A 24,414-nucleotide genomic window follows, 5' to 3' on the forward strand; every position below is an offset into this window, starting at 1 on the left:
CCCGATGGGCGACCGGACCGCCGACGTACTCGACGCCACCCTGCGCTGCCTGCTGCGGTACGGGGCGCGGCGTACGACCATGGACGATATCGCCTCGGAGACAGGCGTTTCCAGGTCGGCGGTCTATCAATACGTACGCAATAAGGACGATGCCGTGCGGCGGCTCGCCGAAGGCCTGCATGTGACGGCGATGACCGCCGCCCGCGAGGCGGCCGCCGAGCCTATCCCGGTGGCGGACAAGGTATTCGGCATCGCCTCCGCGAAAGTCCAACTGGCGGCTGGACCTTTCGCCGAATCACCGCACGCCGCGGAACTCATCGACGAACAGGCCCGGCTCTGCGGCGATATCTGCCGCGGCTTCACCGACGACCTGCACGGCCTGCTCACCGGCGTGCTCGACGAGGCGGGACTGGACCGACCCGCCGATACCGCCCGCATCGTCCTGGCCACCACCATCGGCCTGCTCTCGGCGGGCCGCACCGATCTACTGCGCACCGCGACCGACGCCCTGCTGGACGGCTTCGGCACAACTGTGAAAACACTTGAAGGAGAACAGCAATGACCGTCGAGAGTCGTGAATGGCGTCTGATCGCCCGCCCCATCGGCGAGCCCAAGCCCTCGGATTTCGAACTCACCACCGTGACGCTGCCCGATCCCGCACCGGGGCAGGTGCTGGTGCGCAATGACTGGCTGTCGGTGGATCCGTACATGCGCGGGCGCATGAACGATGGCGAATCCTATATTCCCCCTTTCGATCTCGGTGAGGCCATGACCGGCGGTGCGGTCGGCACCGTAATCGCCTCCGCCGCAGACAATGTGCCGGTCGGCTCGGTTGTGCTGCACTTCTACAGCTGGCGTGAATACGCCGTCCTCGACGCCGCCGGTGTGACCGTGGTGAATACCGAAATCGCACCCGCCCAAGCCTATTTGGGTGTGCTCGGCACCACCGGCATCACCGCGTACGCGGGTCTCACCGAGGTCGCCCCGGTCAAGGAGGGCGATGTCGTCTTCATCTCCGGTGCGGCCGGAGCCGTGGGTTCGATCGCGGGACAGGTCGCCAAGCGGCTCGGCGCCGCCAAGGTGATCGGCTCAGCGGGTGGCCCCGCCAAGACCGCGCGGCTGTTGAACGAATTCGGCTTCGATCACGCCATCGACTATCGCGAGGGCGATCTGGTGGGGCAGCTGGCCGCCGCCGCACCCGAGGGTATCGACGTGTACTTCGACAATGTCGGCGGTGATCACCTCGAGGCGGCCCTGATCAGCATGAACCTGCGCGGGCGTATCGCGCTCTGCGGGGCCATCTCGGTGTACAACGACACCGAACTCCCCGCCGGTCCGCGTTCCCTGCCGCTGGCAATCGGCAAGCGAATCAACCTGCGCGGCATGAATGTCACCGATCACCTGCACCTGGCTCCGGAGTGGATCGGCAAGGCGGCGGGCTGGATCGCAGAGGGTTCACTGCGCGCGGAGGAGACCGTGGTGGACGGTATCGATCAGACGCTGGCGGCGTTCACCGCCATGATGAACGGCGCCAACACCGGCAAGATGCTGGTTCGGTTGCCGCACAACGGATAAGCGATTTCCAGTCGGCCCGGCATCGTGCTCCGATGCCGGGCCACTCGACTACTTCCGGTGCGCGCGAAGCTGATACAGCCCCTCGGTCTCGGCGACAACCACACCATTGGCATCGGTCACGGTCGCCTTCAGCGTGAAGTCGGACTTGCCCTTCAGCTCGGCTTCCTCTGCGATGCGGGCGATTTCGGCCTCCGACAGCTCGGCGACCGCGGTGACATCGGTGGCGGCGGGCTTGCGGAAGTAGATGTGCAGGTCCTTGACCAGCGGGTAGTACAGCGCGCTGTCGAAGCTCGCCACGGCCAGCGCGCCGCCCAGAATCTCCGCGACGGTGAACAGGACACCGGCGTACATGACACCGAAGTGGTTGCCATTGCCCTCGACCGGAACCTTGGTGGCGGCGTAACCCGGGCGGACCTCGGTGGCCTGGATACCCATCTTGTGCGCGATCGGGATCGTGAATTCGAGCGCGCTGTTCACGATTTCGTTCAGCGGCGGGGTGGCGTCATTCGCCATGCGGGACCTCCCTGTCTCACTTACTGGCAGCATGCCAACAGGACAAATCATCGTGGTAAAGGTTCGACGCGCGCAAGTCCCCGGGTGAGCACACCGGTGAGACCGGCCACATCCCAGCAAATCCGACCGGCCGAATACCTAAGATGCGACTTGTGTCTATGACGTATTCATCCGCCGAGCGCGCCTATCGCGAGGTCAAGGAACGCATCCTGAACGGGGAACTCCCCGGGGGCGAGCTGATCAGCGAGGGCGAGATCGCCACCGCACTCGGCACCTCACGCACTCCGGTCCGGGAAGCCTTCCTGCGACTGGAGACCGAAGGGTGGATGAAGCTGTACCCCAAACGGGGCGCACTGGTGGTACCGGTGCCCTCGCATGAGGCCGAGCACGTGACACAGGCGCGCTATGTGGTCGAGACCGGAGCCGTCCGAGCCCTGGCCGAGACCGACCGGTCGACACTCATGACCAGACTCCGCGCCTCCCTCGAACGCCAACGCGCCCTCGCCGCCACCGGCGACCTCGACGAATTCGCCGTAGCCGACGCCGACTTCCACCGCGAATACGTAGTCGCCGCCGGCAACCCACTCCTGGCCGGCTTCTACGACTCCCTCCGCGAACGCCAGCGCCGTATGAACAGCGTCGCCCTGCGCCACGGCGAAATCGAAACCGACCGCATCATCGCCCAACACGCCCGCCTGGCCGACCTCATCGAATCCGGCGACCCCACCGCCTTCGCCACCGCCCTGGCCGAACACCTGATGGACGTCCACGGCGTGACTTTGAGAGGGCTGTGATGGCACTACCCACACCCGACGACCGAGGCGCCGACACCGAGAATTCGAGTGGCACCACACCGAATTCGGCCGACGGCACCACGCCCATGGGCATTGGCCTCGCGGAATCCGCAGGCGGCACCGCTACGGCCGTCCTCGCCCGGCCCACCCAGGCCAAGGCGATCAACTCACGCGCGTGGCTGAGCGTCTCCGCGGCGATCTTCGCAATCGCCTGGGGCGGGAACGAATTCACGCCACTACTGGTCATGTACAAGCGAGACGGCCTGCCGGTCACCACGGTTGACCTACTGCTGTTCGAGTACGTCCTGGGCATCATCCCCGCCCTGCTCATCGGCGGACCACTCTCGGACCGGTACGGCCGCCGCCCCCTCATGCGCCCCGCACCACTGATAGCGGCGACGGGCTCACTACTACTGGCATTCGGATCCGACTCCGTCCCAATGCTTTCCGCAGGCCGCGTGCTCTGCGGCATCGCACTCGGCCTCGCCATGGCAGTCGGCAGCAGCTGGCTCAAGGAGCTGTCACAGCCCCCCTTCGCCGCCGAAACCGCCTCCGGCACCGGCGCACGCCGCTCCGCCATGAGCCTCACCGGCGGATTCGGAGTAGGCGCGGGCATAGCAGGCGTCCTTGCCCAGTGGGGTCCACTCCCCAACACCCTCCCCTACCTGATCAACGTGACCCTCTGCCTCGCAGTGGCCGTCGCCCTGTCCCGAGTGCCGGAAACCCTTGCCCCAGAACCAAGTACAAAGCGCCTCATAGACGACCTGAAAGTCCCAGCCACCGCCCACCGCCGCTTCCGCCTGGTAGCACTACCGGTAGCCATCTGGCTGTTCACCTGCTCCGCAACGGCCTACGCCATCATGCCCACCCTGATGATGCCCAAAGTCCACGGCGCCCCCATAGCTTTCTCCGCCCTGATCACCGTAATCACCCTCGGCTGCGGCTTCGCCATCCAATCGGTAGCCCGCCGCCTGGACCGCCCCGGCACCATCCGCCTCCCCGCCCTGGCCCTGACCTTGGTGATCACCGGAATGGCGCTAGCCGCAATCACTTCCGGAGTATTAACCCTCTGGCTGGCAGTCGCCACCGCAGTCATCCTCGGCATGGGCTTCGGCATCGGCCTGGTAGCCGGACTTCTGGAAATCGAACGCATGGCCCGCCCCGACGATTTAGCGGGATTGACCGCCGTCTTCTACGCGGTCAGCTATCTGGGCTTCGGCGTCCCGGCAGTGATGGCAACACTCCATGACGGCACGGGCATCGGCTACCCCGCAATGTTCACCGTTTTGGCCGTGGCCGCCGCAGGATCGCTGGTCCTGGTCGCCCACTGCCGGAGGGGCTGAAGCCCCGAAAGATCAAGAGCCATAAAGAAAAAAGACTCAAAAGACAAAAGACGCCAGGACAAGAAGAGCGAAGAACAAGACCAAAAGAAACAAGACGAGAAAAAAACAGGACAAAAACCCCACCACGACCTGGACGTGCGCTCACCGGGAACCCACCGTGGCCACCCACGGCGTGTCGCCCCGGTCAGTTCCCGGTGATCAATCGTCCAACCCCGCGAGGGTCTGTTTTGGCGTCTTTAGTCTTTGGTCTTTTGGCTCGAGAAAGTAACCACGGCCAATCTTCCCGTCGAGAACGGGACGATCCGGGCGTAGTCCGGTAGCTCGAGTCGGGTACGGCAGGCGACGTGCCCAGCGATGCCTGCTTTGCCACGGAAATCGCAGGCACAAAATGCAACCGTCGCCACATTGGGCGGCCCCAGTCCGCGATCCGATCCCAGGGCATACCCGTGATGCCCCAACCGATATGCCGAGTGTGCACCCACGGCGGTGTTTCGTCTTTTTCCCCGCCACAGCTGCACACTCGCCCGCCATACCTGCACACTCGCCAAGCACCCTGCCGGTCGCTAGGCAACTCCGACAGCGAGCCCTACTCTCGGGAGAGATGTTGTGACCGCGCGCACATCAGCGCGAAAGTGGAGTAGCCGTGAACCTGTGGGACCAGATCAATCAGCCCGTGACCTATGCGATTCCATTCTTTGTGCTCGCGCTGGTCGTGGAGGTGCTGTCGCTGCGGGCGCATGGGGATGACCGGGCGGGATACGAGAAGGCCGATGCCCGCAACAGTTTGATCATGGGCGTGGTGTCGATCTTCGTCAGCGGCGCCGCCAAATTCGTGGCGTTGCTCGGGTACGCGGTGCTTTATGTACATGCGCCGTGGCAGGTGGATCCGCGCAATCCGCTCAGCTGGGTCGCGGTCATAGTGGCGGTGGATGTGCTCTGGTACGTGTATCACCGCACGTCGCATCGGGTTCGGGTGGTGTGGGCGGCGCATCAGGTGCATCACAACAGCAGGTATTTCAACTATGCGACGGCATTGCGGCAGAAGTGGAATCCGTGGTTCGAGTTATTGGCGTGGATTCCGCTGCCGCTGTTGGGGGTTCCGCCGTGGATGGTGTTCACGGCGTGGTCGTTCAATCTGATCTACCAGTTCTGGGTGCACACCGAGACCATCGGCAAGCTGCCGCGCTGGTTCGAGTTCGTGTTCAATACGCCCTCGCATCATCGCGTGCACCATGCCAGCGATCCGGAGTATCTGGATCGGAACTACGGCGGCATATTCATCCTGTGGGACCGGATGTTCGGTACCTTCCGGGCCGAAACCTTCCGTCCCACTTACGGTTTGACGAAGAATATCGACAGCGCCAATGTACTGACGCTGCAGTATTACGAATTCGGCGCGCTGTGGCGGGATCTGCGCTCCAGCAGGCGAATTCGGGATTGGCTCGGCTACTCCTTCGGCCCGCCCGGCTGGTCGCCCGGCGACAGATGGGTGTCGAAGAAGGCGAAGATGCGGCGCCAGGCATCGGATGCGGCGTCCGCGTGGTAGTCCAGGCCCAGCACCTTCAGTAGCGCCTGTTTCGGATGTTCATCGGCGAACGAATGCCCCGCTCCCGGATAGGTTTTCACATCGTGTGGCACGCCGGCCTCGGTCAGGATGCGCTCGAGTTTCGCCCCGCGTCCGATGTTCTGCGGATCGCGCCGACCGTAACTGGCCACGATCGGGCATGACCCGTGCAGTATCTCGTCATAATTGCCGCGGCCCGCGGGGTAGAACGGCGCGGCCGCATCGAAGCCCTCGGTGGCGACGAGCAGCGCGAAGGCACCGCCCAGGCAGAAGCCCACCACCGCGACCTTGCCGGTGCAGCGCGGATCATTCGTCAACAGTGCGCGGGCGGCGAGAATATCGCGTACCGCGACGGCGTCGCGTTTATTGGCCAGGAGATCGCGGATCATGCCCGGCACGCACCGAAGCTTGCCGCGCGCGAACAGGTCCGGTGCGATGGCGAGATAGCCGTGGTCCGCGAGCATGCGGGAGTTTTCCCGCATGGCGGTGCCGAGACCGAGCATGTCGTGTAGCACCACCACTCCCGGCCACGGCCCATCCCCATCCGGTGTAGCGAGATAGGCCCCGATGGGCCCGTCGGGCGCGTCCAATTGCATTGAGCTCAACGTCGAGCCCCCTCCGCGGTCAGCGAACACGAATGACGACTGCCGCAGATCCTAACGAGTCCGGGATGATTTCTCCCGGGTTAGCTCTCGATCGGCAACCCCGCTTCGGTCCAATCCTGAATGCCGTCACGGTATTTGCGGACATTGGTGTAGCCGAGCCGCTCGAGTTTGCCCGCGACATTCTGACTGTTGGGGCAGGCCGCGTTCGAGCAGTAGGTGACGATGGCGGCATTCAGATCCGGCAGCAGGCGCGGTGCGAGATCCTCCACCTCGGCCTCGACCAGCGCGATGGCCCTCGGTAGATGCGCCTTGGCGTAGTACTCGCCGCCGAGCGTATCCAGGACCGTCACGGTTCCGGCCTCGATCTCCTCGGCCAGTTCGTCGCGAGTGATCAACGTGGTCATGGGTTTTCCTTTCCCGAGCACAAGAGTATGTGCGTGTGCACGCTACTACTTACGTGCGCGCGCACGCAACCGGTTATGCTGAACCGGTGCCACCGAAATCCCGCCCCGCAGTGTCCGCCTGGGCCGCCCTGCTCCAGGTACACGCCAAACTGGTTCCCGAACTCGACGCCGAACTGCGGCGCGCCACCGGACTACCGCTGAGCTGGTACGACGTCCTACTGGAGCTGGACGCGCCACAACAATTGCGAATGAGCGACCTCGGCGAACGCGTGGTGCTCAGCAGGACTCGGGTGAGCCGCCTGGTCACCGAACTGGAGTCACACGGCCTGGTACGGCGCGAATCCAATCCCGATGACGGGCGTTCGGCCTTCGTGAGCATTACCGACCGCGGCCGGGAGCGGTTCCACGAGGCCGCCCCACACTATCTCGCGGGCATCGAACGCCGCTTCGGCGAGCGGCTGGACGACGCCGAATTGGAGACTGTCGCCGCGGCATTGCGCAAGGTGCTCACGCCCGCGGCGCTGCCCGAACCAGGGCAGACCCCGACGCGCTGATCGAACAGCTCGCATAATTCGGCGCGCACAGCGTCGAATGGTTGCCCGCGCGCCCGCGAGCGGGAAGGGTGGTCGCCGGACCCATCCATTCAGACGGAGGAGACGACTCGTGCGTTTCGGCATGTTCATTCCGCAGGGCTGGCGGCTCGATCTGGTCGGCATCGATCCCGCCGCGCAGTGGGGCGTAATGCGCGATCTGGCCCAGCGGGCGGATGCGAACACGGACTGGGAATCGGTCTGGGTGTACGACCACTTCCACACGGTGCCGCTGCCCACCGAAGAGGCCACCCATGAGGCGTGGACGCTGATGTCCGCCTTGGCCGCCACCACCTCGCGAATTCGGCTGGGCCAGATGTGTACCGCCGTCAGCTACCGCAATCCGGCCTATCTGGCCAAGGTCGCCGCGACGGTGGACCTCATCTCCGGCGGCCGGGTCGAAATGGGTATCGGCGGCGGCTGGTACGAACACGAATGGCGCGCCTACGGCTACGGATTCCCTTCCGCCGGTGAGCGTCTGGGTCGTCTCGATGAGGGCGTGCAGATATTCAAGCAGGCGTGGAGCACCGGTTCGGCCACTCTGAACGGTAAGCACTATCAGGTCGACGGTGCGATCGTGCGCCCACTTCCCTTGCAGGAGGGCGGAATTCCGATCTGGATCGCGGGTGGCGGCGAGAAGGTGACGCTGCGTATCGCGGCCAAGTACGCCCAATACACCAATTTCTCCGGTGACCCGGTGGAGTTCGCACACAAGTCCGACCTGCTGCGCGAACACTGCGCGACGGTGGGCACCGACTTCGAATCCATCACCCGCAGCGCCAATTTCAATACCCTGGTCGGTGAGACCGAGACCGAGGTGCAGGAGCGACTGGACGAGCTCGAGACCCGCCTGACCAAGGTTATCGGCGCGGATCAGGCCAAGGGACATGTCGACAGTCTCTTCCGCAACAGCCCCGCCGTCGGCACCCCCGAGCAGGTCATCGAAAACCTCACCCACACCAAGGATCTCGGCCTGGCCTACAGCATCCACTACTTCCCGGAGATCGCCTACGACACTTCCGGTCTCGAACTCTTCGAGCGCGAGGTGATCCCCGCCCTGCGCTGACGCCGGGCGATTAGCCGAGCCACGCGGCGACCGCGAGGAATACGCAGATCAGTACGAACAGAATGCCCATGAGCGGCGCAATGAACTTGACGTAGCGGTCGTAGCGCACCCTGGCCAGCAGGAAGAGGGCGGTCAGCTCCGGGAAGTACCAATCCAGTTCCCAGCCGAAAGATTTCGCGTCCGGACCCTTGATGACCGTCGCCCACGGAATGATCGCGAAGATCATGAACGCGAAAGTGAGACCGACCAGCCACCGCACCAATATCTGCCGCTTGGTGAGCGAATCCGGTTCGTGGTCATCGGCTTTCACATCCCGATCACCGGGTTGCCAACCGGACCAGGACTTTTCGGGATCGTTCTTGACCCGGCGCGCGTACCAGAGCATATACGCGACGGTGACGATGGTGAGCACCACCAGCATGGCCAGGCGCAGCACAATGCCGTCACCGATCGGCACATCCGCGGCCGAGGAGGCGGTGCCGGTGGCGAACGGGTTGACCGTGGAGCACAGCACGCCGATGCCCGCACCGGCAATGATCGCGCCGACGGCGGTCATGCGGTCGTAGCCGAGCGCGAGCGTCAAAGGCACCAGCAGCGCGTAGAAACCCAGGGTCTCCTCCGCGAAACCCTCCACCGTGCCCGCGATGGCGAAGACCACCATAATGCCGATGATCAGCAGAAACGACCGGCTGCGCAGCTTGTACGCCAGCCGCCCGATACCGCTGTCCAGCGCTCCGGTGGCGAAGGCGACGGTAATGAACGCGCCGACCGCGAGCACGAACAGGAAGACCGCGGCCGCACCGTAGAGCGAACCAGAGCTATGACCCCGGATTTCCGCAACTCCTCCGCTACGAGATCGTGCGCGCGCTGCACATTCTCTTTCGGATAGTCCCGAAAGGCGATGGAGGGGATGGCAACCAGCCTTTCGAGCAGTTCTTTCAGCTCAGGCATGAGGCCGCCGACAGTGCCACGCAGGTCCTGGCGCAGATCCATTGCGCTATAGAACCATCCCCGATTGCAGGATCAGCGAATCTCTGGCGATCTTTACTGAACCGCGATGCCATGGCACTTCGGGCGTGTTTCAGACCTCCGAAACGGCCGACAGTGGCGGTACCGTGGCCGGATCGGAAAGCACTGTGCGCCTGGCGAATTCGATCGCACCCAGCAGCATGGCATCCGCTCCCAGCAGCCCCGGCTCGATCCCGATATCGAGCCCCCGCGCCAGCGCCCGCCGCCCTGCCACCCGCGCCTCGATGGTCGGCGACAACCAGGGAAACCATTGCGCGAGCAGCCCACCCAGCACGATCTCGTCCACATCCAGCAGTGCGGTAATGGCGGTGATCACCGCACCGAGCGCCTGCGCCGCCGTCTCGATCGCGGCCAGTGCCCGCGCATCGCCCGCCGCGAGCGCCGCGATCAACCGCCCCGAGGCGACTTCGAGCCCCGCCTCGGCGAGCACCTCCCCGAACCCCGCCGCCGCGAGCACCGCCTCCGGCCCCGCGTAGAGCACCAGGCACCCGCGCGCACCGCACAGACACACCGGCCCGTCCAGCGCGACCGGCATATGCCCCGGCTCACCCGCGATTCCATGGCTCCCGATCTGAATTCGCCCGTGCAGCACCACACCACCGCCGATGCCGGTGCCCGCCTGGATCAGCACCAGCCCGCCCCGCCGCCCGCGCGCGTGATACTCAGCCAGCGCCGCCGCGTTCCCGTCATTCACCACTTCGATCGGACACCCCAACCCGGGCAGCCGCTCCCGCACCAACTCCCCCAGCCGAACCGGCTGCAACCACCCGAAGTCGGCGGCCGCCATCACGGTCTGCGCGTCATCGTCCCGCACCGGTCCGGCCATGGCGATGACGATCCGCACCAGCACCGACTCCGCCGAACCCGCGTTCACCGTTGCCGCATCTGGCGACACGGGCGCGACACCCGGCACGGCGGCCACGAAAGTTGTTGACCCCGTATTACTTTCGGCTCGCACGACAGCGGCGGCGACCGCATCCGCCATGCTTTCCGGCCTGCCGGGCGCGGCATGGTGCGCGATCGATTCCCGCCAGACGATCTCACCCGAGAGATCGGCGACGACAACGCGCAACCGCTCGGAGGTGATCTGTACGGCCATGGACAGCGCGCGCCCCGGTGCCAGCCGCACCGGACGACCAGGCCGCCCGCGACCGCCACTGCGCAGTGCGTCGTCCTCACGCACCAGCCCCCGCTCGACCAAATCGCCGACGAGCGCGGTCACCGACCCGTGCGCCAGCCCGGTGGCCGCCGCGATCTCGGTGCGCGCGCATGGCCCGTGCTCGGCGATATGCCGCAGTACGAGTCCGAGATTACGACGGCGCACGGCGGCGGAATCGACCGGACGTGCGGCGGAACCACCGGACGGTTCGGGCTGGAATCCGACCGGGCGCGATACGGCCGAATCACCCGTGCGACCCATCGCCGCCGGTTGCGCTCCGGCGATATCCGCGGAGCGCGGCTCCGCACCGGCCTCGCGGGCGGCCGCCCGCTCGCGGCGGGACTGCGCTGCCGAGGGGTCGGGGCTGCCCGTGTGTGCCTGGTCCACAGCTCGACATTATGCTGGCAACGATTTATTTCAACCGTTGACTTATATCGTGGACCAGAGGTTTCAGATGCCAGTACCGCATATCGGACGCCGCACCCTACTGCTCGGAGCGGGCGTACTGGCGTTGAGCACGGCGTGCTCGACGAGCAAGTCCGATGACAAAACCACCGGTGACGCGGCGACCGTGAACACCACCTACGGGCCGATCAAAGGGGAACGGCGGGACACGGGCACCGCATATCTGGGCATCCCCTATGCCCAGCCGCCCGTCGGGGACCTGCGATTCGCGGCTCCGGTGCCGCCCACCCGTGGCGCGAGACGCTGGATTGCACCAAGTACGGGCCCACGGCGCAGCGGAAATCGCTCTCCGAGGTGACCGCGATTCCCGAGCCCAGCATCGCGGGCGACGGTGTGCTCAATCTGAACGTCTTCACGCCCTCCCCCGGCATGAACGCGAAACTGCCTGTGCTGGTGTGGATTCACGGCGGCGGATTCGTGGCGGGCAGTGCGGCCAGCCCCTGGTATGACGGCGCGGCCTTCAATCGCGATGGCGTGATTGTGGTTTCGGTCGGCTACCGGCTCGGCATCGAGGGCTTCATGCATCTGGAGGGTGCGCCGGACAATCGCGGGGTGCTGGATTGGATCGCCGCGCTCACCTGGGTGCGCGACAATATCGCGGCCTTCGGCGGCGATCCGGACAAGGTCACCATCGCGGGCCAGTCCGCCGGTGGCGGGGCGGTGTGGGCGCTCATGGCCGCGCCGTCGGCGAAAGGTCTTTTCCGCGCGGGTATTTCGGCCTCGGGCGCGGTCTCGCAGCCCAATGACCGGGCTACCGCGGTGGCTCTCACGGAGTTGTTCACCAAGCGCACCGGTCTGCCGGCCACCGCCGCCGCGCTACATGACCTGTCCGGCAGCCAGATTCAGGATCTGGAGGACAAGTTGCGCGAGATCGGCCCGGACAGCGGAGCCGCGTTGGCCCTGGCTCCCTTTGCCGATGGCAGCACCATTCCGCTCTCCTCCCCCGAACTATTGAAATCCGGTGGGGCGACCAATGTTCCACTGTTGCTCGGCTTCACCCGCGACGAATTCAATGGCATGACAGAGGATCAGCCGGTGACCGATGCGGCCCTGCCCGCCGCCTTCGCCGCCATGGGTTTGCAGCCCACCGATGCCGACGCCTTCCGCACCGCGTACCCGGGCGACAATGCCGCGCAGTTGCTCGGCCAGGCGCAGAGCGATCTGCTGCTGCGCGGACCCTCCTACAAGCTGGCGGAGGATCGCGCCGCTCGCAATCAGCCGACCTGGCTGTACGAATTCACCTGGGCCTCGGACGCTCCGAAGTTCAAGGGCAGCTCCTTCCACTGCCTGGATGTGCCGTTCGCGTTCGATTGTCTGAAGGCGCAGGGCGTGACCGCGGTGGCCGGTGCCAATCCGCCGCAGTCGCTGGCGGATGCCATGCACAAGTCCTGGGTGTCCTTCATCACCGGCGGCGATCCCGGTAGCGCCTGGCCGCGCTACACCCTGGAGCAGCGGCAAACCATGATCTGGTCCGAATCGCCCAGGGTGCAGGCCGATCCCTTCGCCGCTCAGCGCGCCCTTTGGCTGCGCTGACCGGCGAGGGCATCGGCTCGGGCTTCCAGCCGATCTGACGAGACAGCGAAAATCAGTGTCCGGTCAGCACATTCAATGCCCGATCGATATCGGCTTCGGTGTTGTAGAGGTGGCAGCCCAGTCGAAGCCGACCCGCGCGGACGGCCCCGACAACCCGCGCCGCGCGTAGCCGTTCCAACGTATCCGCGGTGACCTCGAGCGAGACGATGGCCGAATTGCCTTCGGGCAGACCGAGTTCCGTGCGCAGCCGGTCGGCGAGCGCGACATTGTGCCGGTGGATGTTCTCGATACCCACCGAGAGCAACAGCTCCAGCGCCGGCAGCTGACCGAGCCAGGCGGGCCACACCGGCGACACATCGAACCGGCGGGCATCCGCGGCCAACCGCACGGGTGCGTCATAGACGGTCTCCCAGGGCTTGTCACCGGCGTACCAGCCCGGGGCGAGCGGGCGCAGGGTGTCGAGCGCGGCATCGGTTCCGGCGAGGAAGGCCGTGCCTTTCGGGCCGAGCAACCATTTGAAGCCGACACTGACAATCCAGTCGGCACCGGTGTCGTGCAATGGAATCCAGCCCGCCGCCTGGCTCACATCGAGCAGCACCCGCGCACCATTGGCGTGTGCTGCGGCCACCACGGCCTGCGCGTCCACCACATAACCGTCGGCGGACTGGACCAGCGCCACGGCCACCACATCGTCATCGGGGCGAACCGATGCGGCCAGTTCGGCAATCGGCACGATCCGCACCACGAGGTCCTTCCGGGCCAGGAAAGGCCAACTCACCGAAGTGAATTCGTGATCGGCCAGCAGTACCCGCGCACCCGGCGGCAGACTCTCCGCCACCAGGCCGACGAATGGGGAGACCTGGGACCCGATGGCAACCTGATGCGCCGCCATCCCCGCGATCCGCCCGAAGGCGGCACGGCAGTCGAGCACCGTCCGATCGATATCGGGTATCTCGAACTCCCCACTCACCCGCCCCCGTTCGGCCACCTCGACCGCCGCGAGCGCCGCCTTGGGCAGCAGCCCGTAACTGGCGGCATTCAGATAGGTGACCGTCGGCGCGAACGCGTCCCGGACGGTAGCGGGCAGTAGCGCGGGAGTGGGCACGATCGTCATCTTCACAGTCTGGCCATCCGCCACCCGCCGGGAAAGATCCACCGAGGCCGGAACTGGCATGGTTTTCCGCCGGGCTCCCGCTCTCGCCATGCCTCGACGCCACGTTAGGCGATCCGGCTCCGACAGCGCTGGAACGCCTCGATCCGATCGAGCCCATCCCGGAGGCGAAGCGCGCCATCACCGAGATCACCGACTTCCTCTCCGGGCCGCTCGGGTCAGCGGCCGGGTGAGAGCGGGATCAGGCCCAGGATCTGGGCGGTGGTGGCCGCACCGTAGGCGCGGCTGGCGGCGTGCGGGCGTTCGGCCGGATAGTTGGAGCGGTGTGCGATGGTGATGCCATTGGGCAGCACGACCGTTGTATTCGGCACGGTGGCAATGCAATTGCCGCCTGCCTTGGCGGTGGGGTCGACGATGACCGCACCAGCGGTGAGCGCGTCGAGAGCGTGCTGATCCAGCAGGATCGGAGCCTGGTTGCCACGGTGCCCCGCGGCGCAGACGATCAGCTCCGGGTCGTTGGCGATGATGCAGTCGACGGTGGCTGCGGGGTCGGCGAAGACCTGTTCACGCTGTGCGACGAGGGTGGCTCCGGCGGCGGCGTAGGCGCGGTTGGTGAAGTCGGCATACCAGCCCGCGCCCTGTTGAACGCGGACTTCGACATTGCGCGAACGTAATTCGGCCACATCGGCGGGTGTCAGTGCGACACGCCGCTCGTGGGCGGCCGTCTCGCGCGGCACCCGACGATCATGATCGGATACCGGTGTTCATGACGCGATGGCGGGAATCCGCCGCTCCGACAGGGCATCCCCGTAGGTCATGCCGCCGCGCAATCGTTCGAGCAGATATTCGAGGCGGTCGAACAGCTCGCGCAGCAGACCGGTTGCCTCGTCCTCCTGTCCGGCTCCGTGACGTGGAGCCGCCACATTGAGCCGCACACCGAGACGGTGAGACCCGGTGCGGCCCAATGCGACACTGTCGATTCCGGCGACGGTGAGCAGCAGGTCCTCCAGCTCGGGGCTGGTGTGCACGCCCGCACCGGCGAGCAGTTCGGTATCGAACTCGACGGTGAGGAACATGCCCTGCCGGCTGCCGAGTGGGCGCAGCAGCTCCGCACCGAGCCGGTGATTGATCCCGGCCAGCAGCTCACACGCCGTATCCACCTGCTCCCGCAACAGATTTCGATTGTGCGCCAACCGATCCGAGGACGTGTGCTCGATGGTCGCGCGCGCCAGGTGTGTGGTCTCCCGCTGGAAGGACACGCACAGCCGCGCCCGGATCTCCTCCAGCCAAGCGGTATTCCCGGTGCAGGCCGCGCCGATCTTGTTCGGTCCGAAGGCGTTGTATGCCTTGGAGTTTCCGGTGATGCTCAGCACGCGGTCGTAGAGCCGCACCGGCCCGTCCGGGGTGGGAACGGTGAGCGCGGCGATCGGGAGGTGATCATCGACGAGCAGATCGAAGGACATATCGCAGATGACGGGCACATCGGCCGCCACCAGCACCCGGCCGATCTCGGTCAGCTCCGCCACGGTGTACTCCGCGACCACCGGATTCCCGGGCAGGGTGAGCATGACCCCGCACAGATTCCCCTGTGCGGCAGGGTGTTCCAGCATTCGCGCCAGCTCGGCCGGATCGATTTTGAACTCCCGGTCCGCGGTCGCCGCACTGGAGACCATGCGCAGCCCGTACTTGGCGATATGCACGCTGGCACTCTTGTAGTAACCCTCCGGGCACACCAGCACCCCGCCCGGCCGCGCGATGGTGGCAATCGCCTCCTCCAGCAGCACGGTGCTCGAGTACGGGCAGACCAGCACCTCGCCGGGATCGACCAGCACCCCGGCCACCTCCGGCACCGGTTCGTGCAGCCGCTGAAACAGCCGCTCCGCCGCCAGTTTTCGCAGTACCAGCGGCTGTTTCTTGTCGTACAGCCGTCCATCCCGGTACTCGTCGGGTTGCGTCCGGGTCATCACCTCGCGCCACGCGGTGTTCAAAGCGGCGACCGTGCCCTCATCCATCCGCAGCCCGGTCTCGCCGTGGTAGGCGTCGATGATCCCGCGATAGGCCCGGTCCCGAGTCCCGGGAAACCAGGGATCGGGGCCGAGGTAGGCGCGTGCGGCCTGCTTGCGCTCATCAGAGCGGTTGGTGAGGCGCACCGGGTCCGGGCACAGCACTGCCGTGCGTTCGGTCACCGGTACCCGCCTTCCCCACTCGCGCCCGGGCCCTCGGCCCAGGCCTGTGCGAGAGCGGCGCGGAACAGCGCGCGGCTGTCCTCCGGGCCGAGTCGCGGAAACCGCGACAGCGTCGGCTGCGCCATGATTTCGTTGACCACGAGAGCCATTCCGGCACTCCTGAGTTCGTATAGTTTGTCGAACCTGCTCTGCGCGAACTGGACATCGTGTTTGAGCGCGGAGAAGCGGGTAGCGACGCGTTCGCGCCGCGCGTAATCGTATTCGCCTGTCGTCACATAACTCTCGTCGACGATCAACATGCTCTGCGCGTTGCTGGCGTGCATGCGGTCCACCAGCACCGTCTCCACCCCGGCCCGCACCTGTTGCCAGATCTTGTCCTCGTACGGCACCACATCGTCGATATCGTCGATGACGTAGAGCCGCCGCACCGAGACTCCGGCACGGCCCAGCCGCAGAATCTCCACATGGTACTCATCACCTAGGTCGCCACCGATGGCGCCGAGGTCCGCGGTGTGAATGGCGCAAATCGCCCGGGAGGCCTTGCGCAACACCGTCAACCAGTCATTGATGGTGTTCCATTCCCACACCGTGGCACTACCCGAGGGGATCTGCGTCAGGAGCTCTTCCGCGCGTTCTAGCTGCCGCTTGGCGATGAAGCCGAGCGGTTTCACCTCACCGCGCGCCGTGCCGACATCGATCAGACTCTGCGCGATGGCCAGCACCCGCGCGACCGCCTCGGGATCCTTGCCGAGCAGAATATTGAACTGCATGCGCAGATCACTGCTGACCAGGTCGGCGGCGGTCTCGGTGCCGACGACCGGCATACGTTCGCCCAGTACCGAACTCAACCGTTCCCGCAGTGCGAGCGGCGGAATCCGGGTGCCGTTCTCGATCTGCTGAATCAGGCTGCGCGAACAGCCGACCTGTTCGGCCAGCTGCAATTGCGTGAGATCGCGTTCCTTGCGGAGTCGGCGGACCAGCTCGCCGACCTGCTCGCCGTCCGCGGCTGAGCGAGACATGCTGCCTCTCCGATCAGAGTTCCAATGTGCCGTGCCACCACGTGCCATGCGGCACCCATAGTAAGCACGATGTGTCATGTGTGCCAGGCAAGTTCGGCGAGTCTTCGATATGCAAGATTGCACCCGTGGAAATGGCTCTCGCTGGCGACTACTCCGAGCCTGCGCGGTAATCACAAAAGCTGCGGGACAGGACGTTTCGCCCTACGTTCCAAGCGAAGCGGCATATTTCTGCGCAGATTCCGGATACTTACTCGACATTGGGCTTATTTAATATCGCGTTCGGATCAGATACAGCTTTCAACACCACAAGAACTCTCTTTTTGCCATGAGTGACATCACATATCCTTTATGGCACAGGCACTTTCAGCCGCGGAATTGCCTGCAGCTCCCGAGGAGGTGTTCGCACCCATGGCCCTCGCATTCACCACGTGGTTGATCACCAGCGACGTGACACCCGAAATCGCCCTCCGCTCAACCACTTCCGAACAGGACTGGGAATTGAGCTGGCTGCCGGACCGGAAGTTGACCTTCGAGCAGGCCGTCAGCGGCATGGTGCTGGACGAGATCCTGAGCGATCCCGCCCCCGCCGACGGCGAAATCGCCCTGGAACTGGCCGCCATCCGAGCCGGCGAACTGGGCACCACTCTCCGGGAAGTCGTTGTGCGCCTGTCGATTCGGGTGGCACAACGCGACATGCTCCGCAGTCAGGAGAACCTGTGTATTCCGACGCCACACTCCGATGTCAACGGTGCGGCCGGCCCGGCCGCGGCAATGCCCAGCGCTGCCGCGACTGCGCACAGCCACTGCCTCGGATCGCGGCAGTGCCGCTGCCGGCCGCCGGCTACCGCCGGTCGAGCCTGATCGGCACCGTCACCACCGCTCCGATGCCGATGGAAATGCCGGTGCTGCAATCATTCTGGTTTCTGCTCGCCGCGGCCGCGCTACTCGTGGAGGGCATGCCGCCGATGTCACGGGCGATCATGGCCGAAACGGTCGGCGCGGTCGCGGCGGCAGCGCTGCTGGTGCATGTGGTCGCGGGCGCGAGCATCGGGCTCATGTCGCGCGCGGCACGACCACTCGCGCCTATTCGGTGGCGCACAGGCATACGCCTGGGCATTACCGATGACGCGGGAGCACAGTGGACACTGCATTTCCTGCCCTGGTTCGGTACCGACCTACACCTCGGCGACCCAGCCTTCGCCGAGGGGCGGGAGCGCAGCGCGGGGAACTTCCGCGCCTCCATCGTCACCAATATCCGCACCGGCAGCAGGCATATCAGCCGCCGGGCCATGTCCGCCATGACCGCCGCGACCTGCGTGGTGCTGGTGGCGCTGTTGATCGGCACCACAAGAGCCTGACCGAATGCCGGTCGATGGCGGCGCGGAGGGGACATCGCCATCGACCGGCGGTCGACATATGGACCGACACCTTGATTGCGTTCAGGCGGAGCGGGTTTCGGCTCCCACCGGTTCGGCCGCGCGGGTCCGGCGGCGGAAGCGCAGGATGCCGTCCTCGATCGCGCCCTTGCGCAGCATGGTGCGATCCCGGAAGTAGTTGTTGACAACCAACCACGGGCCGCGCGTACCCTGCCGCGGCATGACGCTGTCACCGCGCTGGATGTAGCCGGAGGTGAGCGCGCCGCCCATGAGCGAAGCCTCTGAGCGATCGCCCTCCTCGGGCACCGCGACGACCTCGGTATAGCCCTGCGCCTTCATATGATTGAGCAGGCGGCAGAAGTACTCCGCGGCGAGATCGGCCTTGAGCGTCCACGAGGCATTGGTGTAGCCGAGAATGACCATCAGGTTGGGCACGCTACTGAGCAGAGCGCCCTTGTACGCCACCAGATCTCGCGTCGCGAGCTGCTCGCCGTCCACCTCGAGGGTGGCGCCGCCCAGCATCTGCACGGTCAAACCCGTTGCGCTGACCACGATATCGGCCTCGAGCTCCGCACCCGAGCGCAATCGAATGCCGTGCTCGGTGAAGGTCTCGATGTGATCGGTTGCGATGGAGGCTTTTCCGCTGCGCAGCGTCTTGAACAGATCGCCATTGGGCACCACGCACAGTCGCTGATCCCACGGGTTGTAGGACGGGGTGAAGTGCCGCATATCGATACCGGGACCGGCCAGCGCCCGCACCGCGGCCAGCATGAGTTTGGCCGACAGCTTCGGATTGGTCCGGGACAGTTGGTAACTCGCCCGCTGCAGCGCGATATTGCGCGCCCGCCCCGCCTTATAGGCAATGGCCGCAGGCACTTTCGCGAATTTGAGCCCGACCGCGACCGGATCGTCGGCGGGCAGCGCGGCAATGTAGGTGGGCGAACGCTGCAACATGGTGACATGCGCGGCCTTATCGCTCATGGCCGGAATCAGCGTGATTGCGGTAGCACCACTGCCGATGACCACCACGCGCTTACCGGTGTAGTCGAGATCCTCCGGCCAGTGCTGGGGGTGCACGATCTGCCCGGTGAAGTTCTCCTCGCCCGGGAATTCGGGCCGGTAGCCCTTGTCGTAGTCGTAGTAGCCGGTGCAGCCGACCAGGAAGTTGCTGGTGTAGGTCTCGGTCTGCCCGGTGCCCTCGTCGAGGGCCTCGACGGTCCAGACGCCCGCCGTACTGTTCCAGCTCGCGGTGGTCATTTTGCGGCCGAAGCGAATGCGGTCGGTGACGCCGTATTCGGCGGCGGTGTCCTCCACATACTGGCGGATGTGCGGCCCGTCGGCGAGCACCTTGGTGCCGATCCACGGGCGGAAGCCGTAGCCGAAGGTGTACATATCGGAGTCCGAGCGAATGCCCGGGTAGCGGAACAGGTCCCAGGTGCCGCCGATGGCGGTACGGCGTTCGAGAATCAGGTAGCTGCGACCCGTGTTCTCCCTGGTGAGGTGGCAGGCCATGCCGATACCGGACAGGCCCGCGCCGATGATCAGTACGTCGACATGCCGCGTCATTGAGGTACTCGCTTCGTCTGTTCACGCCCGGGCTCCGTCGGCCGGGTTCACCCGATATTATCTGTTATCTCCGGTAACGTCTACTCGCGTAGCCGCACGGTGCGCGGCTCGACTCGCGGTCATAGCTGCCCGAACACATAAGCTGAGGTCATGCTGGACAACCTCATCCTCGGCATGCTGGCACTGCGGCCGCTGTCCGGCTACGACCTGGGCAAATGGATGGACGGGCCAGGGCGGTTCGTCGGCTACCGGGTCTCGCTGCCGCAGGTGTATCGCACACTCGGCAAATTGGTCGAGCGCGGACTCGTGGAATTCGACGTGGACGCCCGGGTGGGCAAACCCGACGCCAAGGTGTATCGCCTGACCGCGGACGGTCGCGCGGCGCATACGGCCTGGGCGGCAACGCCGTACGAACCCGCGCCCCGGCCGATGGATCCGGATTTCATGCTGCGCTTCCTGTTCGCGGGCATGCTCGGACGCGAACAGGCCATCGCTGTACTGCGCACCGAACTCGATTTCCGGCGCGCGCAGGTGCGCACGCCGACCCGGGTGGACGAACTGACGAACGCGCTCGCACCCATCGACGAGATCGATCCGATATGGGCCGGGCAGGTGATGCGGGCGGCGCACGATCAGGGGCGCGCCTCCACCGCCGGCTATATCGGCTGGCTGGAGGTCACCCTGGCCGACTTCGAGAATCGGCCGGAGTGATTCAGGCGTTGACGATGGCCTCCGAATAGGGCGGCAGCTCGATCGAGCCGGAAATCGCTGTGCGCGTTTCGGATACGGTATCGCCGGGAACGAAGGCGGGCGCACTGGTCGGCGCGGCGGCGTAGACCGTGGCGTCGCGGGCTCCGATCAGGCTGGGCGGCAAGGTGATTCGCAGTGCGCGGTCCGAGGCGTTCACCAGGACCGCGGTGGTTCGCCCGCCGGCGGCCAGTTCCACTCCCGTGAAAAGCTCCGCCGGACCGACATACGCGGGAGTGATGAGTGCGGCCGGGGTCTGCACGGCGGCATCCAAGCGCAGCGCGCGTACCTCGGTGCCATCCGCCATGCTCGCGTAGATCGGCGACAGCGCCCGGTGCAGCGCGGTCCGGCCGAAGAGCTCCGAACCACCCGAACCATCCGAAATCAGTGCGTGCAGTGCCTGATTGGTGGTGCCGCCACCGCCGGTATCGACGGCCGGAGCACCATTGAGCGCGCAGTGCATGACCGCCATACCGGTGCGCGGATCCTGGAGCGTGCGCAGGGTGAAGGCGGCGACGCTCAATCCCACCGCCCAGGTCTGCTGCGGCGCGGGCAGCAGGCTCAGTGGGGGCGCGGCCTCGCGGCCCATCTGGTTGTACTCGGTGTACCAGACCTCCATCCCGGCCGGCACCTGCGGCAGCACATGTTCCGCGAGTCGCGCCCAGGCCACCGCGCCGCCACCGGCGGTGGAGCCGATATCGGCCGCGACCGGGTCGACAATCCAGTACGGATGCAGGGTCACCGCATCCGCGTCGCGAATAGTGCTGAACAGCAATCCATTCCAGGATGTCGCCCGCTCGCCCATCAGCGCGAACATGCCCGAGTCGTCCACCCCGGCCACACCTATGCGCGCCTGCGGGAACTCGCGGCGGATGACCGCGATCCACTCGTTCATGACTCGGGCATAGTCCGCGCCCGTCGGGTACAGCTCAGTGTAGGGACGCATGGAAATCCACAGCTCATTACCCAGTTCCACATAGCGCACAGGCATGCCGAGCCGCCGCGCCTCACGGAGCATGTCCAGCTGATCGTCGATCGTGGAGTGTGCGACGTTCAGGTCGAAAACCGGTGTGGCGCCGGTATGCCGGACCAGTTCTGCCCAGTCGGAGAGCAGCAGTGGTGGGCGGCCGTCATTGCGGGCCGCGAACTCGCCGCCGTCACCCTCCTGGAAAAGCCCTGTGCGCCAATCGATCCACTGTGAGGTGGTACCGCCCTGCACCCGCAGCAGACCGGGCCGCGCCGCCGCCAGTGCGTCACGGAACGCGGGATCATGCCACTGCCGGGCATTCTGAGCGGAGATGATGCGAGCGCCGTTGACTCCGAAGAAGTCTCGATCCACCGTATGCGTGGCGGCATCGGCGGTGAGCCGAAAGATACTGTCCGGCTTGGCCGATCCCACCGGCGCGGTACGCGCGACCGAATACGCCGCGCCCGCCCCCAGTGCGCCCAGAGTGAATGCTCGCCTGCTGATGTTCTTGCGCATGAACTACTTCCGGTCCTCGTTCAGGGTGCAGCGAATGGTGGGGTGCCGATCCGGGTCGAGGGCATGCAGCACCAGGTCGACGGTTCGGGGATCGGTGGATTCGGCCAGATGGCCCGCGTGATCCTGCGGGCAGCCGTCCTGCAGCACGATATTGGTGACACCGGGGGCATCGATGAAGGCCGAGGTGTAGGGGGTCACGATTCGATCGTCACGGCTGGCGATCATGGTGTAGCGCACGCCGGGCGCGACCACGGGGCCGCGATTGAGCGTGGTGAGATACGGGGAGCCCGCCACCACATCGGTCAGGGCCGAGGTGCCCGGCGGCACCAGCGCGGCCAGTGGCGCGACCGGGATTCCGGCCGGATCGACGCCGTATTGCGGGCCGCTCACCGCGACCACGGATCGAATCGGATTGGCCTGGCGGCCGGTGAATTCCAGGCTCGCGGCGCGGGCGATCAACGCGCCCTGCGACTTTCCGACCAGATCGACGGCGTCCACCGTATTGAGGGCGGCAATGCGTTCCGCGGCGGCGGCGAAGTAGGTCACCGAAGTGGCGACCGAACCGCTGGAGTCGTAGTCGAGGCCGTAGACGCAGCGACCGTCGTCAAGCAGCGCCTGCCGCACCGGGCCCAGGCTGGTCTCGACGGTGGCATTGGTGCCGTGGATCAGCAGGACCGGCGGATCGGCGCGGGTCTGCGCCGGACACGCGGTGAGGGTGTCGAGCGGAGTCGGCATCGCGGGCGCGGCGAGCGCGGTACCGGGCCCGGATACCGTGCCGAGGATCGCCAGGGCAGCGGTCGTGGTGGCGAGGGTGCGCACGAGATCCTCCAGGGATATACGTCTGTAGGCACATATGTGGTTGCGGCTTCGTGGCGAGACTACCCGAAGCTGTCAAGGAAATAATATGTGCATAGACATCTATGCCGAGAGGTTTATGTCCAGAAAACCGGATGCAGGCCCCAGGCCGCGAACTCCTTTGCCACGTATTCGCGCAGGGAGTCGCGGGTCGGGAAGCGGTCGGGGTCGGCGCCGGTGACCGCGAGGGTGACGGTTTCGCCGTCGCTCGACCAGGAGAGGTTGAGGCCGACCTCTACGCGGCGGAACAGGTCGGTGTCATTGGTGCAGACGACGGGGCGCATGAGCACCGATCGGGCGCGGATACCGGCGAAGGTGGCGACCGATTGCCCGGTTTCGCCGAGGTTGGTGCACAGGCATTCGGGGGCTTTGGCGGTGCGGGAGAAGCGGTCCAGGACGAAGCGGGGCAGCAGCATCTGGACCGGTTGCAGGTGTTGCAGGGCGGGGGTGGTGGCCGGGTCGGCGTAGGCGCGGGCGGCCTGTTTGACGGCGGCGCGGACCTGCGCCAGGTCGGTGAGTTCACCGGCGCGGTAGGGGACGGCGATGGGGAGTCCGGTGGTGGCATTACCGCGCGGGTCGTGCGGGACGCGCATGGAGTGCGGGATGTCGACGCGGACCTCGGAGCCGTCGGCAATGCGGCCGGAGCGGCCCAGAATGCCCACGGCCACACCGACCATGAGGCCGTTGGCGGTGCCCCGGTGGGCGGCGGCGACCGTATTCCATTCGGCCAGACCGGTTTCCACGACCAGGCTGGCGGCGGTGTGCCGCGTCGGCAGCGGCAGCGCGGGTTCGGCCGGGCGGGGATTGCGCGCGGGCTCCTCGACGGCACGGGCGGCCATGGCGGCGCGGATACCCGATGCGGCCGAACGTAATTGGCCGAGTGCGTCGGCGAAGTGGCTGCGATACAAGCCGGTTCGCGGAGTATCGCCGACCAGGCGACCCGAGCTGGCGGCAATATCCACCGGCGCACCGGAATCCAAGCGATCCAGGGCATCGCCGACCGCGTACAGCACCGCTCCCCCGTCCGCGCCGACATGCGAGGTGACCAGGGAGAGCAGCATGCCACCGGTCACGGTCGGGGCGGCCGAGAGGCGCCAGACCCGGCCGAGCGCGGGATCGAAGTCGACGCGACTCTGGTCGAAGAACCAGTCCAGCACACCGTCTTCCGCCACCGGCTCGGACTGGGTGGCCGGCGGAATCGACTGTGCGGCAGGCATCCACCACGGGCGGGCGAACGGTACGCGGGTGGTGTGCACCCGCCGGGCCAGGAAGCCGTGCGCCAGGTGCGCGTGAAAGCGTTCCAGCACAGCGGAATCCAGTGGCTCGTCGAAACGCCAGGCCAGCTGATTGACCAGGGCATTGCCGTACAGGGAGTGCAGTTTCAGGAACAGATCATCATCTGCGGTCAGCCGGTTCATGCCGGGTCCTCCG

At 66.1% G+C, this 24,414-nt stretch carries 23 protein-coding genes and 1 pseudogene; 11 read left to right on the forward strand and 13 right to left on the reverse strand.

The annotated features are described in order from the left end of the window. Positions 1 to 4 precede the first annotated feature (4 nt). Together GFY24_RS25790 and GFY24_RS25795 are read left to right on the forward strand one after the other, a co-directional pair. A complete protein-coding gene (locus GFY24_RS25790) occupies positions 5 to 562 on the forward strand; it encodes a TetR/AcrR family transcriptional regulator (protein ID WP_153807683.1) in 558 nt (185 codons plus the stop codon). Further along, the gene (locus GFY24_RS25795; protein WP_153807684.1) at positions 559 to 1,575 is read left to right on the forward strand and encodes an NADP-dependent oxidoreductase; all 1,017 of its coding nucleotides are present in this window, start codon (positions 559 to 561) and stop codon (positions 1,573 to 1,575) included. The genes GFY24_RS25790 and GFY24_RS25795 overlap by 4 nt, the downstream gene beginning before the upstream one ends. A gap of 48 nt (positions 1,576 to 1,623) precedes the next feature. Here GFY24_RS25795 and GFY24_RS25800 read toward each other — a convergent pair whose 3' ends face one another. Beyond that, positions 1,624 to 2,088, reverse strand: coding sequence for a PaaI family thioesterase (locus GFY24_RS25800; RefSeq protein ID WP_153807685.1), 465 nt, complete (start codon positions 2,086 to 2,088; stop codon positions 1,624 to 1,626). A gap of 158 nt (positions 2,089 to 2,246) precedes the next feature. Here GFY24_RS25800 and GFY24_RS25805 point away from each other — a divergent pair, with 158 nt between their 5' ends. From GFY24_RS25805 to GFY24_RS25815, 3 genes are all read left to right on the forward strand, one after another. Beyond that, positions 2,247 to 2,882, forward strand: a complete 636-nt coding sequence (locus GFY24_RS25805; protein WP_153807686.1) for a GntR family transcriptional regulator — start codon at positions 2,247 to 2,249, stop codon at positions 2,880 to 2,882. An 86-nt stretch (positions 2,883 to 2,968) separates the two neighbouring features. After that, entirely contained in the window at positions 2,969 to 4,225 is a 1,257-nt protein-coding gene (locus tag GFY24_RS25810; protein WP_153807766.1) for an MFS transporter, read from the forward strand. A gap of 643 nt (positions 4,226 to 4,868) precedes the next feature. Then, a complete protein-coding gene (locus tag GFY24_RS25815) occupies positions 4,869 to 5,771 on the forward strand; it encodes a sterol desaturase family protein (RefSeq protein ID WP_309231329.1) in 903 nt (300 codons plus the stop codon). Here GFY24_RS25815 and GFY24_RS25820 read toward each other — a convergent pair. Then, positions 5,672 to 6,394 carry a dienelactone hydrolase family protein gene (locus GFY24_RS25820; protein WP_153807687.1) on the reverse strand — a complete coding sequence of 241 codons (723 nt, stop codon included), beginning with the start codon at positions 6,392 to 6,394 and terminating at the stop codon, positions 5,672 to 5,674. The two genes, GFY24_RS25815 and GFY24_RS25820, sit on opposite strands and share 100 nt — an antisense overlap. An 80-nt stretch (positions 6,395 to 6,474) precedes the next feature. After that, a complete protein-coding gene (locus GFY24_RS25825; RefSeq protein WP_153807688.1) occupies positions 6,475 to 6,798 on the reverse strand; it encodes a rhodanese-like domain-containing protein in 324 nt (107 codons plus the stop codon). An 86-nt stretch (positions 6,799 to 6,884) separates the two neighbouring features. Between GFY24_RS25825 and GFY24_RS25830 the strand changes: the two genes are divergently transcribed. Together GFY24_RS25830 and GFY24_RS25835 are read left to right on the forward strand one after the other, a co-directional pair. Beyond that, on the forward strand, positions 6,885 to 7,352 hold the full coding sequence (locus tag GFY24_RS25830; protein ID WP_309231330.1) for a MarR family transcriptional regulator: 468 nt from the start codon (positions 6,885 to 6,887) through the stop codon (positions 7,350 to 7,352). A 109-nt stretch (positions 7,353 to 7,461) separates the two neighbouring features. Then, positions 7,462 to 8,454, forward strand: coding sequence for an LLM class F420-dependent oxidoreductase (locus tag GFY24_RS25835; RefSeq protein WP_309231331.1), 993 nt, complete (start codon positions 7,462 to 7,464; stop codon positions 8,452 to 8,454). 10 nt (positions 8,455 to 8,464) lie between these two features. On the opposite strand, the gene GFY24_RS25840 is transcribed toward GFY24_RS25835, so the two are convergent. Together GFY24_RS25840 and GFY24_RS25845 are read right to left on the reverse strand one after the other, a co-directional pair. Then, positions 8,465 to 9,286: a hypothetical protein gene (locus GFY24_RS25840; protein WP_309231344.1), complete on the reverse strand. Its 822-nt coding sequence runs from the start codon at positions 9,284 to 9,286 to the stop codon at positions 8,465 to 8,467. A gap of 249 nt (positions 9,287 to 9,535) precedes the next feature. Then, positions 9,536 to 11,029 carry an ROK family transcriptional regulator gene (locus tag GFY24_RS25845; protein ID WP_309231332.1) on the reverse strand — a complete coding sequence of 498 codons (1,494 nt, stop codon included), beginning with the start codon at positions 11,027 to 11,029 and terminating at the stop codon, positions 9,536 to 9,538. A gap of 67 nt (positions 11,030 to 11,096) precedes the next feature. Between GFY24_RS25845 and GFY24_RS25850 the strand changes: the two are divergent. Further along, positions 11,097 to 12,640, forward strand: a pseudogene (locus GFY24_RS25850) (carboxylesterase/lipase family protein). Between the two features lie 52 nt (positions 12,641 to 12,692). Here GFY24_RS25850 and GFY24_RS25855 read toward each other — a convergent pair. The 4 genes from GFY24_RS25855 to GFY24_RS25870 all read right to left on the reverse strand — a co-directional run bounded on the left by GFY24_RS25855 (position 12,693) and on the right by GFY24_RS25870 (position 16,956). Continuing rightward, complete coding sequence (locus tag GFY24_RS25855; protein WP_153807691.1) at positions 12,693 to 13,754, reverse strand: aminotransferase class V-fold PLP-dependent enzyme; 1,062 nt, start codon at positions 13,752 to 13,754, stop codon at positions 12,693 to 12,695. Between the two features lie 215 nt (positions 13,755 to 13,969). Beyond that, positions 13,970 to 14,488 (reverse strand): hypothetical protein, encoded by a 519-nt coding sequence (locus GFY24_RS43440; RefSeq protein WP_153807692.1) that lies wholly within the window; start codon positions 14,486 to 14,488, stop codon positions 13,970 to 13,972. Positions 14,489 to 14,515: 27 nt separating this feature from the next. Next, positions 14,516 to 15,937, reverse strand: a complete 1,422-nt coding sequence (locus GFY24_RS25865) for a pyridoxal phosphate-dependent aminotransferase (RefSeq protein ID WP_153807693.1) — start codon at positions 15,935 to 15,937, stop codon at positions 14,516 to 14,518. Next, complete coding sequence (locus tag GFY24_RS25870; RefSeq protein WP_153807694.1) at positions 15,934 to 16,956, reverse strand: helix-turn-helix transcriptional regulator; 1,023 nt, start codon at positions 16,954 to 16,956, stop codon at positions 15,934 to 15,936. Before GFY24_RS25870 ends, GFY24_RS25865 begins: the two co-directional genes overlap by 4 nt. Before the next feature lie 408 nt (positions 16,957 to 17,364). Here GFY24_RS25870 and GFY24_RS41250 point away from each other — a divergent pair, with 408 nt between their 5' ends. Further along, positions 17,365 to 17,817: a hypothetical protein gene (locus GFY24_RS41250; RefSeq protein WP_194853025.1), complete on the forward strand. Its 453-nt coding sequence runs from the start codon at positions 17,365 to 17,367 to the stop codon at positions 17,815 to 17,817. Further along, positions 17,778 to 18,314: a hypothetical protein gene (locus GFY24_RS25880; protein ID WP_153807695.1), complete on the forward strand. Its 537-nt coding sequence runs from the start codon at positions 17,778 to 17,780 to the stop codon at positions 18,312 to 18,314. Before GFY24_RS41250 ends, GFY24_RS25880 begins: the two co-directional genes overlap by 40 nt. An 81-nt stretch (positions 18,315 to 18,395) precedes the next feature. On the opposite strand, the gene GFY24_RS25885 is transcribed toward GFY24_RS25880, so the two are convergent. Continuing rightward, positions 18,396 to 19,898 carry an NAD(P)/FAD-dependent oxidoreductase gene (locus GFY24_RS25885; RefSeq protein ID WP_153807696.1) on the reverse strand — a complete coding sequence of 501 codons (1,503 nt, stop codon included), beginning with the start codon at positions 19,896 to 19,898 and terminating at the stop codon, positions 18,396 to 18,398. A gap of 150 nt (positions 19,899 to 20,048) precedes the next feature. Between GFY24_RS25885 and GFY24_RS25890 the strand changes: the two genes are divergently transcribed. Next, positions 20,049 to 20,609 carry a PadR family transcriptional regulator gene (locus tag GFY24_RS25890; RefSeq protein ID WP_153807697.1) on the forward strand — a complete coding sequence of 187 codons (561 nt, stop codon included), beginning with the start codon at positions 20,049 to 20,051 and terminating at the stop codon, positions 20,607 to 20,609. Between the two features lies 1 nt (position 20,610). Here the strand turns inward: GFY24_RS25890 and GFY24_RS25895 are convergent, their stop codons facing one another. From GFY24_RS25895 to GFY24_RS25905, 3 genes are all read right to left on the reverse strand, one after another. Further along, positions 20,611 to 22,128 carry a hypothetical protein gene (locus GFY24_RS25895; protein ID WP_153807698.1) on the reverse strand — a complete coding sequence of 506 codons (1,518 nt, stop codon included), beginning with the start codon at positions 22,126 to 22,128 and terminating at the stop codon, positions 20,611 to 20,613. Positions 22,129 to 22,131: 3 nt separating this feature from the next. Further along, positions 22,132 to 22,947 carry an alpha/beta fold hydrolase gene (locus GFY24_RS25900; RefSeq protein WP_153807699.1) on the reverse strand — a complete coding sequence of 272 codons (816 nt, stop codon included), beginning with the start codon at positions 22,945 to 22,947 and terminating at the stop codon, positions 22,132 to 22,134. Positions 22,948 to 23,060: 113 nt separating this feature from the next. Beyond that, the gene (locus GFY24_RS25905) at positions 23,061 to 24,401 is read right to left on the reverse strand and encodes a hypothetical protein (protein WP_153807700.1); all 1,341 of its coding nucleotides are present in this window, start codon (positions 24,399 to 24,401) and stop codon (positions 23,061 to 23,063) included. Between the last annotated feature and the right edge of the window lie 13 nt (positions 24,402 to 24,414).

The sequence above is a fragment of the Nocardia sp. SYP-A9097 genome (assembly GCF_009649815.1).
Classification (GTDB): Bacteria; Actinomycetota; Actinomycetes; order Mycobacteriales; family Mycobacteriaceae; genus Nocardia.